Raw genomic sequence first — 1448 nt, forward strand, 5'->3', positions numbered from 1 at the left:
TGGATCACCATCTTCGCAATACTGGCGTCGCTCGAACTATCCTTGATCTCATTGACAAACGCCCGGTCTATCTTCAGCCTGTCCACATCCAGCTTCTGCAAATAGCTCAGCGACGAGAAACCGGTACCGAAGTCGTCGATCGAAATACTGATGCCCAATTGCTTGATCTGGTACAAGGTCTTGATCAGCAAGTCCGGATCCTTCATCGCCATCGACTCAGTGATCTCCAGTTCAATGCACTCCGGCGGCACCTGCGTATCCTGCAAGGCCCGGTGCAGCGACTGCATGAACAAAGGATGCGAGAATTGCGCCTGAGACACATTGATCGCCATCTGGAAGTCCGTATAACCCAATTGGCGCAGATGCACCAGCTCATAGCAGGCGGTACGCAAGACCCACTCCCCGATATCCACGATCAAGCCCGAATACTCCGCAATCGGAATAAACTGGTCCGGCGGCACAAACTTGCCGTCATCGGTCTTCCAGCGCAACAAAGCCTCCGCCCCGACCGCACGGCCGCTGGCCATGTCGATCTGCGGCTGGAACACCAGAAACAGGCGCTGGTTCTCAAAGGCCGTACGCAAGGCATGCATCAGCCGCACCCGCTCGCGGATCTCCACCCCCATGTCGCGGGTAAAGTACACATGACCGGCGCGCTGATGGGTCTTGGCCCGCTTCAAGGCGATATTCGTATCCTTCAAGGCTTCCGAACCCTGGCCGTCATACTCCGCCAGCTTCACCAAGCCAATGGTGGCCGACAACTGCACCTCCTGCCGGTCCACATCGAAAGGACGGTTGAACAAGCCCAGGATAGCCTCCGGGCACACCATTTGTTCATCCCCCAGCAAGGCAAAGGTATCGCCCCCCACCCGCGCCAACTGGCAATCCTCCCCAAAATAAGCCACCAGGCGATTCGCCACCGAACACAGCAGCATGTCGCCAAACTGATGGCCCAGCGCATCATTGGTCTCGGCAAAGTGATCGATATCGATCAGGGACAGCGTGCTGTGCTCCTTCAGCGGCGAAGCCAGCGTCTCATTCAAGGTCTGCAGCAGCTTCAGCCGGTTCGACAAACCGGTCAAAGGATCATAGAACGCATAGTTATGCAGGCGCGAGGCCAGCATCACATTGTCCAGTCCAACGGAAATGTTGCTGCAGAACACTTCCAATAAACGCTTGTCCATCTCATTCAGGTGCAAGCCGGTATCCAGGTAGACCGTAAAGTCGCGCTGCGCCACATTGCTGAAATACAGCGTGGTGGACTGCGCTTCATACAGGCTGCGGCGTTCCGCCAGCGAGCGCTGTACCTGTTCCAGGATGCCTGCCTGCGGCGTCTGGTGCAGGTTCTGGTCCAGCAAAGGCGCAAAGGCCGGGGTTGCGGCGATGATGCGCAAGTCCGTGTCACTCTCCAGGCTGCCCTGGCGGGCACAGACCAGGCCCTCGGCATC

The 1448-nt window shown here is 57.7% G+C and carries 1 protein-coding gene; it reads right to left on the reverse strand.

The window, feature by feature from the left end; all coding sequences use genetic code 11:
* On the reverse strand, nt 1-1448 hold a 1448-nt coding region (locus IEW12_RS28695), incomplete at both ends, for a bifunctional diguanylate cyclase/phosphodiesterase (RefSeq protein ID WP_188569592.1).

It is taken from the genome of Parundibacterium terreum, assembly GCF_014636315.1.
GTDB classification, from domain to species: Bacteria; Pseudomonadota; Gammaproteobacteria; order Burkholderiales; family Burkholderiaceae_D; genus Undibacterium; species Undibacterium terreum.